Origin of the sequence: Micromonospora sp. NPDC005197 (assembly GCF_040608295.1) — a bacterium.
Taxonomy (GTDB): Bacteria; Actinomycetota; Actinomycetes; order Mycobacteriales; family Micromonosporaceae; genus Micromonospora.
Genome location: NZ_JBEXHY010000169.1, coordinates 1 through 9,321, shown reverse-complemented (window position 1 = coordinate 9,321; position 9,321 = coordinate 1). Strand labels below are relative to the sequence as shown.

Sequence of the window (9,321 nt, the reverse complement as noted above, 5' to 3'; positions counted from 1 at the left end):
GCGCGACGCGCCCGGGTTGCTGGCCCGGTTCGGCGTCGGTGAGGCCCCGCTGGGATGGCAGGGCACGGTGAGCGTGTGGCGCGACCCGACGGACCTGGTGGCGTTCGCGTACCGTCACCCGGAGCATCGGGCGGCGATCATGCGAACCCCCACCGCGGGCTGGTACGCCGAGGAGCTGTTCGCCCGGTTCGAGGTACGTGACGTGGTCGGCGACCGGACGGTCCTCGGGTGGGTCGCCGACGGCGACCAGGCGACAGTGAAGGGTGGACGGGCATGAGGTTGGTGCGCTGGACGCCGGACGATCTCGTCCGACGGCTGGACGACGTGGTGGCCGTCTACGGCGAGGCGATGGGGTACCGCACCGACCTGCTGGAGGCCCGGCGCGGCTACATCGCCACCCACGTCCGCCGGCCCGGGTTCCGGGCCGTGGCCAGCCTGACCAGCGAGGGTCACCTCGCCGGCTTCGGGTACGGCTATCTGGGCGGTCCGGGCCAGTGGTGGCACGACCAGGTGCACCGGGCGCTGGACGCCCCGACCCGCAAGCGCTGGCTCACCCACTGCTTCGAGGTGGTCGAGCTGCACGTCCGTCCGCCGGCGCAGGGGCACGGGCTGGGCGCCGGGCAGTTGCGGGCGCTGCTCACGATGGCCGAGGGCGACACCACACTGCTGTCCACCCCGGAGGCCGAGGAGCAGACCTCGCGGGCCTGGCGGCTGTACCGGCGGTTCGGCTTCGTCGACGTGCTGCGCGACTTCCACTTCCCCGGTGACGAGCGGCCCTTCGGCGTACTCGGTCGAGACCTGCCGCTCGAGCCCGCCGCGTCATGACCCGGCGGATCTCCTGGACGCTGCTCGCCGTCCTGGTGCTCGCCCAGATCTGCTACCCGCTGACCACCGGCGCCACCCGGGCCGGGCTGACCGTGGCCACGGTCGTGCTCGGCTGGCTGCTCTCGGTCGGCCACGCGCTGCTCAGCCGGGGCCCTCGGGTGGCGGCGGCGCTGGTCGCGGTGGCCACCGGCGGCGGGTTCGCGATCGAGGCGATCGGGGTGGCCACCGGTGTGCCGTTCGGCAGCTACGACTACTCCGGTGAGCTGGGCCCCAAGCTGGCCGGGGTGCCGTTGATCATCCCGCTGGCCTGGACCTGGATGGCCTGGCCGGCCTGGCTGGCCGCGGTCCGCCTGACCGGCGGCAGCGGCACGCCGCTCGGCCGGTGGGTGGGCCGGATCGCGCTGGCCGCGGTGGGGCTGGCCGCCTGGGACCTCTTCCTCGACCCGCAGATGGTCGCCGAGGGCTACTGGGTCTGGCGGGACGCCACCCCGGCGCTGCCCGGCCTGGCCGGCATCCCGGTCAGCAACTACCTGGGCTGGCTGCTCTTCGCGGTGCTGCTGATGAGCGCGCTGCGCCCGCTGGCCGGTCCGGCCGCCGAGCACACCGACCGGCGGGACCACCCGATGCTCGCGCTGTACCTGTGGACGTACTTCTCCAGCATCCTGGCCCACGCGGTCTTCCTGGACCTGCCCGCGTCGGCGCTCTGGGGCGCGGCAGGCATGGCGGTCACCGCCGTGCCGTTGGCGGTGACCCTGCTGCGCGCCCGCCGGCCCCACCACGCGCGCCGGGACGACCACCAACCGCACCGCCCGGGCGTCGACGCGACCCGATGACCGTCCTCGTCGCCCTGCTGCTCGCCGTCGCCGCGCTGACCGGGCACACCTGGGTCAACGCCGCCCGATGGCTGCGCCGACCCACCGACCGGCCGGATGACGTCGACGAGCCGGTGGCCGTGCTGCTGCCGCTGCGCGACGAGGCCACCCGGGTCACGCCCTGCCTGCGCGCCCTGCTCGCCCAGCGTGGTGTGCCGGCGCTGCGCATCGTGGTCCTCGACGACGGGTCCACCGACGGCACCGCCGACGTGGTCCGCGCGGTCGTCGGCGACGACCCGCGGGTCACCCTGCTCAGCGGGGTCGCCCCGCCGCCGGGCTGGCTGGGCAAGCCGCACGCCTGCTGGCAGTTGGCCACCCGGGCCGACCCGGCGGCCACCGCGCTGGTCTTCGTCGACGCCGACGTGGTGCTCGCCCCGCACGCCGTGGCCGCGGCGGTCACCGAGCTGCGCGCCGCCCGCGCGACGCTGCTGTCGCCGTACCCCCGGATCGTGGTGGCGACGGCGGCCGACCGGCTCGTGCAGCCGCTGTTGCAGTGGTTGTGGCTGACCTTCCTGCCGCTGCGGGCCATGGAGCGCTCGCGGCGGCCGTCGCTGGCCGCGGCGGGCGGGCAGTTCCTGGTGCTGGACCGGGCCGGCTACACCGCCGCCGGCGGGCACGCGTCCGTCGCCGACAAGATCCTGGAGGACGTCGAGCTGGCCCGGGCCGTCAAGCGCGCCGGGAGGCGGATCGCCCTGGCCGACGGCTCCCGGCTGGCCACCTGCCGGATGTACGACGACTGGCCGCAGCTGCGCGACGGGTACTCGAAGTCGCTGTGGGCGTCGTTCGGGCACCCCGGCGCGGCGGCCGCCGTGGTGACGCTGCTGCTCCTGCTCTACACCGCCCCGCCGCTGGTCGCGCTGGCGGTCGCCTCGACAGCTCCCCGGATGTCAATGGTTGCGCTCATCGCATACCTGCTCGGGGTGGCCGGGCGGGTGCTCACTGCCCGGGCGACCGGCGGCCGGTGGTGGCCCGACGCGCTCGCACACCCCGTGTCGGTCGTGGTCCTCGGTTGGTTGACGCTGCGGTCGTACCATCTGCGAAAGCGACGCCGCCTGACCTGGCGGGGCCGCCCGGTCAGCTAGGAGGGCGCGGCATGGCGCGGATCGTGGTCGTCGGCGCCGGGGTGGGTGGCCTGGCCACCGCCGCCCGGCTGGCCGCAACCGGGCACCAGGTGACCGTCTTCGAGGCCGCCGACACGGTCGGCGGCAAGCTCGGCCGGTACGCGCACGACACCCCGGCCGGGATGTTCCACTTCGACACCGGGCCGAGCCTGCTCACCCTGCCCGAGGTCTTCCACGACCTGTTCGAGGCGACCGGGGCGAAGCTCGACGAGTACCTGGACCTGACGCCGCTGGACCCGATCGTCCGGCACGTCTTCGCAGGTGGCGGCCCGACCCTGGATTCGTGCACCGACCCGGTGGAGTTCGCCGCGCGGATCGGGGCCGCCCTCGGCGACCGGGCGGCGGCCGACTGGCAGCGGCTGTGGCGCCGGGCCGCACGGGTGTGGGAGGCCTCCTCGCGGGACATCCTGCGCCGTACCGTCGACTCCCCCCGCGACCTCGCGTCGCTGGCCTGGCGCGTCGGTGACCTGGCTGCCATCGCCCCGGGCCGCACCCTGCGCGGGCTGGGCCGCCGGCACCTGTCCGACCCGCGGCTGCGGATGCTGCTGGACCGGTACGCCACCTACACCGGCGCCGACCCGCGGCGGGCCCCGGCGGCGCTGGTCGCGGTCCCCTACGCCGAGCTGACCTACGGCGGGTGGTACCTGCGCGGCGGGCTGGGCACGCTCGCCGACGCGCTGCTGACCCGCTGCCTGGACCTCGGCGTGGTGGTGCAGACCGGCACCACGGTCACCCGGATCGACGCGGCGGGCGGCCGGGTGCACGGGGTACGCCTCGCCGGCGTCACCGCGCCGGTGCCCGCCGACGTGGTGGTGGCCAACGTCGACGCGCTCACCGTCTACCGCGACCTGCTGCCACACGCGCGCCGGCTGGCCGGCCTGACCGATCGCAGCCTCGCCGGTTTCGTGCTGCTGCTCGGCGTCTCCGGCAGCACCGGCCTGGCGCACCACAACGTCTTCTTCCCGCGCGACTACGACGCGGAGTTCGACGCGGTCTTCGGCGATCCGGGGCGGGGCGTCCGGGCCCGACCGGCGGCCGACCCGACGGTGTTCGTCACCGTGGCCGACGACCCGATGGTCCGCCCCGCCGGGCACGAGGCGTGGTTCGTGCTGGTCAACGCCGCCCGGCAGGGCACCGCCGGTGGCGCGGTCGACTGGCGACGCCCGGGGCTGGCCGACGCGTACGCCGATCGGATCCTGGATGTCCTGGCCGAGCGCGGCGTCGACGTGCGGGACCGGCTGCTGTTCCGCGAGGTGCGCACCCCGGCCGACCTGGACGCGGCGACCGGGGCGCCGGGCGGCGCGATCTACGGCACCGCCGGTGGCCTGCTCCGCCCGGCCAACCGGGGCCCGGCGCACGGGCTGTGGCTGGTGGGCGGCTCCAGCCACCCCGGCGGTGGCCTGCCGATGGTGACCCTCTCCGCGCAGATCGTCGCCGACGAGATCGGCCCCGCCTGGTGAGACCCGACGGGGCCGCTCAGCCGGCGTCGAGCAGCGCGCGGCGGACGGTGGACAGCAGCTGCCCCAGCCCGAAGCCGGCCAGCAGCACCCACACCGCGGTCGCCATGGTGATGGTGCCGGCGGCCAGCTCCGGCTCGATCAGGCCAGCCAGCCCGGCGACCACCAGGCCCGCCAGCGCGACCGAGACCCGGGTGGGTCGTTCGCCGACGGTCACCGCGCCGATGTCGCGCATCCCGGCGGAGACCGCGCGGGCCCGGACGTACTCGTGCAGCCAGGACAGCGCCCCGGCTGCGACGACCAGCCCGCCCGGCGCGCCGACCAGCCAGAACGCCAGCAGCCACGCCACCTCGCCGAGCCGGTCGGCCAGCGAGTCGTAGACGTAGCCGAGCCGGGTGGTGCGGCCCGTGGCGACGGCCACCGCACCGTCCACGCTGTCGGCCACCGCGGCGAGCAGCACGAACAGCGCGCCGAGGAACGGGCCGTCGCCCGGCCGGGTCGCCAGCAACGGTACGCAGAAGCAGAGCAGCACCCCCGCCGCGGTGACCGGGGTGGGGCCGACCCGCAGCCGACCCAGCACATACCCGACGTGATAGGCGAACCGCAGCCAGGCACGCACCACCGGCGCGGCGACCCGCGGGTCGAACCCGCCGTGCAACCGCGCCCACGCCGTGGCGTACTGGTCCCAGTTCAGCTGTGTGCCCACCTGAGGATCAACCGTCGTGCCGGGCATCAGGTGTCGCAGACTCCGTGTTCACACCCGCGCGCCGGCCTTGAGGTTCTGCCAGACCTCTCGGGTGGCGGTGGACCGGTTGAGGGTGATGAAGTGGACACCCGGAACGCCCTCGTCCAGCAGTCGACGGCACATGTCGCTGGCCTGCTCGATGCCGAGCCGGCGCACCGCCTCCGGGTCGTCGGCCACCCGCTCGAAGCGCGCCGCCAGCGCCGGCGGGAAGGGCGCCCCGGACAGCTGCACGGACCGCTCGATGGTGCCGATCTGGGTCACCGGCATCACCCCGGCCAGGATCGGGGTGTCGCAGCCGGCGGCGGCCACCCGGTCGCGCAGGCGCAGGTAGTCGTCGGCCTCGAAGAACATCTGCGTGATCGCGAACTCCGCGCCGGCCCGGCACTTGCGGACGAACTGCGCGGTGTCGCTGGCCACGTCGGGCGAGCGGGGGTGCTTGTACGGGAAGGCCGCCACACCGACGCTGAAGTCACCGGAGTCGCGCACCAGCCGGACCAGGTCCTCGGCGTAGTCGACGCCCTCGGGGTGGCGGACCCACTCGCCGCCCGGGTTTCCCGGCGGGTCACCGCGCACGGCCAGCACGTTGCGCACCCCGACCCCGGCGAGCCGGCCGATCACGTGCCGCAGCTCGGCCACGGAGTGGTTGACCGCGGTCAGGTGGGCCATCGGCAGCAGGGTGGTGTCGGTGGCGATCCGCTCGGTCACCGCCACGGTGGTGTCCCTGGTCGAACCGCCCGCGCCGTAGGTGATCGACACGAACGACGGACGCAGCGACTCCAGCTCGCGGATCGCCTGCCAGAGCAGCCGCTCCCCCGCCTCGGTCTTGGGCGGGAAGAACTCGAACGAGAAGGTCGGCTGGCGGTCACGGATGAGCTCCCCGATCGCCGGCTGCGGATTGGGGAGTACCGAGGGAAGACCGAGCGCCACGACCCGACTCTAGCGGGCGGCGCCATCGGGACCCAGGAGCTTCCCACCGCCGTACGCGAGTCGGTCGATCCCGGCCCTGCGGCGCGGCCAGGCCGTCCGCGGCGGACTCCACAAACTCAGGTCGGATGAACAACGAACGTCTGGCGATGGCATCACCTCTGCTGTCGAGCTGGTAACAGTCGATCCAGCACCAACCGTCGTAGGTAACCCAGTCAAGCCTTCTGATGACCCGAACTGTTATCGGGCTCATGAACTGAACGCTGACCTTCCGATCAAGCCGCAGAACGTCACCGGCCTTCACGGCTGCTTCCTTGCTCGCCAGAGCTTCAGAATGAGTCCAGCGGCTCTGAGCTTTGGACAGCCATCCTGCCGGCAGCGTGGGCACGTCTTGCGGATGTGCAGATCCACTATGAAACCGGCCATGATCACGAGAAACGGTGGCTCCGGCCTGATCTCCTCAAGCATTAGGGCGGTCGTCTCGCTGGCTGTGCCGCTTCGCGGCTGGCCGTGCGCTGGTGGTATCTCCCTGCTTCCGTGGCGGCGTAGGAGGGTCACAGGCCACGGGCTGATAGGCCGAGCGCTCGACGACGTCGATCGATTCGTTAGGACGTTGGAACCACTTCCATCGACGCATGAGCTGCCTCCCGAGACCCCTTGGGTGGCCGACACGCAGTGCCTACCCCTAGATCACTCAGCGTGCCGACCACACTGCATCCTAGCCCTGTCTAGGCAACCTGTACAGACAGGTAATGTCGTGTCATGACGAGCAGGCGGTCGGGAAGATCGGGAGTACGGTGACGGGCGTGCCTACCCCGCACCCACAGCCGCGCCGCTACCGGCAGGTCGCCGACGAGCTACGCCACCGGATCGAGGCCGGCGTGATCGCCCCCGGCTCCTTGCTGCCCAGTGAATCGACCTTGATGGCCGAGTTCGCAGTCGCGCGCGGAACCGTTCGTGAAGCCTTGGCGCTGCTGCGGGCAGAGGGCTTGGTGATGACAGAGGTTGGACGAGGCACTTACGCCCGTCCGATCATGCCCGTGCGTCGACTCGCTTCCGAGAGGTACCGCAAAGAGCTGGAGCAGGTTCGCAGCGGCGAGCTCGGGACGTCCTTCACTGCTGACGAGCAGGTCGAATGGTCTGCCTACAGCCTCGATAAGAGCTTCTTCGAGGTGCCGGCTACCGAGTCCATGGCCGAGCTGTTCGGGGTGGAGCAGGAGACGATGCTATTGGAGCGCCATTTCCTGTTCCGTACTCACGGCGTGCCGCAACAGCTGTCCGTCTCGTCGCTGCTGCTCGACATGGTCGCCGGCACCCCGGTAGCCGACCCGGAGAACGAGCCCTGGCCAGGCGGCAACACGTCACAGCTCTATAGCCTCGGGCACACAGTCACTGGCATCCGTGAGCGGCCGGGATGGAGGATGCCGACGCCGGATGAGGTGGAGGCTCTGCAAATCCCTGGCGGAGTTCACGTCGTGGTGATCATTCGACAGACGTATGTCGGTGAGCGCGTGGTCGAGGTGGCGCGAATCGTCAGGCGTGCCGATCTGGTGGAGTTGGACTACTGGATCGACCTCACCTAAGCCGACAGACCGGGCCCGCAGCCGGTAGTGCCCGACGCGGGGGCGGTGCGGCCCGGCGACGCGCGGCACGTTCGGCGAAGGAAGCCGTCGTACCCCCGGGGTAGGAAGGGGGAGCGCGGGAGGGGCGGCGGGGGTGGCCCGGTTCCCGCGTGGGGGTCACCCAGCCGAGGTGTGCCCGGCCCGTGGCGCGGGCGGGGTGTCACCGCGTCGACGTCCGCCGGGAGGACCCGTGACCTCGTCCCCACCGCCGCACCGCACCCAACTCGGGCCGCTCCTGGTCCGGCATCGGCTGGCCCGGGGTTGGAGCCAGCGGCGCACCGCCGCCGAGTTGTGCGCCGCCGCGGGCGTGCCGACGTTGAGCCGCCACGAGGTGTCCCGGTGGGAACGGCAGCGACGCGTACCCGGCGGGTTCTGGCTCGGCTGGCTCGCCGTCGTGCTGGACATACCGGCGGCGGTGCTCACCGAGGCGGCCGTGCGCACCCGGCGAACCTGCCCGCCCACGGCCGGCGGGTCGGGCCGACCCGGCGCGGACGGTGCGCGGCCGGCCGGGCGGACCGGTCCGGGCCGTACCGGCGGCAGTACGCGTGGCGGTGGAGCGCGAGCCGGGACGACCCGCTAGCGTCGTGGCGTGACCCACGCTGCTCCCGTGTCCCCCGTCGACCGTGCCGGCCTGCGGGAGCGGGTCGACCGGGCGCTCACCGAGTTTCTGGCCGGCCAGCGGGCCCGGTTGACCCGGGTGGACGAGGCCCTCGTCCCGGTGGCGGAGGCGATCGAAGCCTTCGTGCTCGGTGGCGGCAAGCGCCTGCGCCCGGCCTTCGCGTACTGGGGGTTCCGGGGCGCCGGCGGGGTGGACGGCGACCAGGTCCTCACGGCCCTCGCGGCGCTGGAGTTCGTGCAGGCCAGCGCCCTGATCCACGACGACCTGATGGACCGTTCCGACACCCGGCGCGGCGAGCCGGCGGTGCACCGGCGGTTCGCGACCCGGCACCGGGCGGCCGGCTGGGGCGGCGACCCGGACGGGTTCGGCGACTCCGCCGCGATCCTGCTCGGTGACCTCTGCCTGGTGTGGTCCGACGAGCTGCTGCACTCCGCCGGCCTGGACCTGCGGGCGGTGGCCCGGGCCCGGCCGGTCTTCGACGAGATGCGCACCGAGGTCACCGTCGGGCAGTACCTCGACGTGCTGACCCAGGTCACCGGGGACACGTCGGTGGAACGGGCCAGCAAGGTCGCCCGGTACAAGTCGGCGAAGTACACCGTCGAGCGTCCGCTGCTGCTCGGCGCCGCGCTGGCCGACGCGGGCGAGGACATCCGGACGACCTACTCGGCGTACGGGTTGCCGTTGGGCGAGGCGTTCCAGCTCCGCGACGATGTGCTGGGGGTCTTCGGTGACCCGGCGCAGACCGGCAAGCCGGCCGGTGACGACCTGCGCGAGGGCAAGCGCACCTATCTGGTGGCGGCGGCCGTGGAGGCCACCGACGACGCGGGCCGGGAGCTGCTGCTCAGCCAGCTCGGCGACCCGGGCCTGGACGAGCGGGGCGTGGCCCGGCTACGCGAGCTGATCGACGCGAGCGGGGCGCTGGCCCGCACCGAGCAGCGGATCGTCACACTCACCGACTCCGCGCTGGCCGCGCTGACGGCCGTCGACCTGGACACCGAGGCCCGCCAGGCCCTGGTGGACCTGGCCATAGCGGCAACCCGCCGAGCCGACTAACCCCGTCCCCCACCCCCACCCCCACCCTCTCCCGGAGCGCGTCGATCATGAAGTTGTTGCCCACGCGCGCGGCGTGTCGTGGC

General features: G+C 73.3%; 9 protein-coding genes and 1 pseudogene. 8 read left to right on the top strand and 2 right to left on the bottom strand.

The features are described from left to right. The 5 genes and pseudogenes from ABZU46_RS29185 to crtI form a co-directional block, all read left to right on the top strand. Nucleotides 1-277, top strand: a pseudogene (locus ABZU46_RS29185) (monooxygenase); the annotation flags it as partial. After that, nucleotides 274-825, top strand: coding sequence for a GNAT family N-acetyltransferase (locus ABZU46_RS29180; RefSeq protein ID WP_354862773.1), 552 nt, complete (start codon nucleotides 274-276; stop codon nucleotides 823-825). The pseudogene ABZU46_RS29185 and the gene ABZU46_RS29180, both read left to right, overlap by 4 nt. Further along, nucleotides 822-1,658, top strand: a complete 837-nt coding sequence (locus tag ABZU46_RS29175; RefSeq protein ID WP_354862772.1) for a carotenoid biosynthesis protein — start codon at nucleotides 822-824, stop codon at nucleotides 1,656-1,658. The genes ABZU46_RS29180 and ABZU46_RS29175 overlap by 4 nt, the downstream gene beginning before the upstream one ends. Continuing rightward, nucleotides 1,655-2,779: a glycosyltransferase family 2 protein gene (locus tag ABZU46_RS29170; RefSeq protein ID WP_354862770.1), complete on the top strand. Its 1,125-nt coding sequence runs from the start codon at nucleotides 1,655-1,657 to the stop codon at nucleotides 2,777-2,779. The genes ABZU46_RS29175 and ABZU46_RS29170 overlap by 4 nt, the downstream gene beginning before the upstream one ends. Nucleotides 2,780-2,790: 11 nt before the next feature. Next, a complete protein-coding gene (gene crtI, locus ABZU46_RS29165; protein ID WP_354862768.1) occupies nucleotides 2,791-4,278 on the top strand; it encodes a phytoene desaturase family protein in 1,488 nt (495 codons plus the stop codon). A 16-nt stretch (nucleotides 4,279-4,294) separates the two neighbouring features. Here the strand turns inward: crtI and ABZU46_RS29160 are convergent, their stop codons facing one another. Continuing rightward, nucleotides 4,295-5,008: a CDP-alcohol phosphatidyltransferase family protein gene (locus ABZU46_RS29160; protein WP_354862766.1), complete on the bottom strand. Its 714-nt coding sequence runs from the start codon at nucleotides 5,006-5,008 to the stop codon at nucleotides 4,295-4,297. 21 nt (nucleotides 5,009-5,029) lie between these two features. Beyond that, nucleotides 5,030-5,947, bottom strand: a complete 918-nt coding sequence (metF, locus tag ABZU46_RS29155; RefSeq protein ID WP_354862764.1) for a methylenetetrahydrofolate reductase [NAD(P)H] — start codon at nucleotides 5,945-5,947, stop codon at nucleotides 5,030-5,032. Between the two features lie 803 nt (nucleotides 5,948-6,750). On the opposite strand from metF, the gene ABZU46_RS29150 reads away from it, so the two are divergent. The 3 genes from ABZU46_RS29150 to ABZU46_RS29140 all read left to right on the top strand — a co-directional run bounded on the left by ABZU46_RS29150 (nucleotide 6,751) and on the right by ABZU46_RS29140 (nucleotide 9,238). Further along, nucleotides 6,751-7,527, top strand: a complete 777-nt coding sequence (locus ABZU46_RS29150; RefSeq protein ID WP_354862762.1) for a GntR family transcriptional regulator — start codon at nucleotides 6,751-6,753, stop codon at nucleotides 7,525-7,527. A gap of 229 nt (nucleotides 7,528-7,756) precedes the next feature. After that, nucleotides 7,757-8,146, top strand: a complete 390-nt coding sequence (locus ABZU46_RS29145) for a helix-turn-helix transcriptional regulator (RefSeq protein WP_354862760.1) — start codon at nucleotides 7,757-7,759, stop codon at nucleotides 8,144-8,146. Between the two features lie 9 nt (nucleotides 8,147-8,155). Next, entirely contained in the window at nucleotides 8,156-9,238 is a 1,083-nt protein-coding gene (locus ABZU46_RS29140; protein ID WP_354862758.1) for a polyprenyl synthetase family protein, read from the top strand. Nucleotides 9,239-9,321 lie beyond the last annotated feature (83 nt).

Bases quoted from the DNA above. Each gene is read 5' to 3' on its own strand.
- crtI (WP_354862768.1), top strand. From the start codon at position 2,791: ATGGCGCGGATCGTGGTCGTCGGCGCCGGGGTGGGTGGCCTGGCCACC.
- ABZU46_RS29170 (WP_354862770.1), top strand. From the start codon at position 1,655: ATGACCGTCCTCGTCGCCCTGCTGCTCGCCGTCGCCGCGCTGACCGGG.
- ABZU46_RS29175 (WP_354862772.1), top strand. From the start codon at position 822: ATGACCCGGCGGATCTCCTGGACGCTGCTCGCCGTCCTGGTGCTCGCC.
- ABZU46_RS29180 (WP_354862773.1), top strand. From the start codon at position 274: ATGAGGTTGGTGCGCTGGACGCCGGACGATCTCGTCCGACGGCTGGAC.
- ABZU46_RS29160 (WP_354862766.1), bottom strand. From the start codon at position 5,008: ATGCCCGGCACGACGGTTGATCCTCAGGTGGGCACACAGCTGAACTGG.